Below are 235 nucleotides of genomic sequence, written 5' to 3'. Positions count from 1 at the left end.
CAGGGCGCCAGCCAAGTGGCGTAGCGGCTGTACTCGGGGTCGCGGGCCAGCACATAGGCGCGGGCTGGGTGCTGCACCATGCCGGTCAGCGGGGCACCGGCCTGCACCGCCGCGAGGTAGTCGGCAAAGCCGACCCGGGCCGGAATTCGGCCGAGGTTGTTCTGGGGGTAGGAGAACGAGCTCAGCACCCGCGCCGCCGGTTCGCGCAGGATCACCACCACGCGCAGGTCGGGCC

General features: G+C 72.3%; 1 pseudogene. It reads right to left on the bottom strand.

What is annotated here, in order from left to right:
- Window positions 1-235 (bottom strand): annotated as a pseudogene (locus J5474_RS22695) (sulfotransferase); the annotation flags it as partial.

It is taken from the genome of Sagittula salina (genome assembly GCF_017813235.1).
GTDB classification, from domain to species: Bacteria; Pseudomonadota; Alphaproteobacteria; order Rhodobacterales; family Rhodobacteraceae; genus Sagittula; species Sagittula salina.
This window is presented reverse-complemented; position numbering and strand designations above follow the sequence as displayed.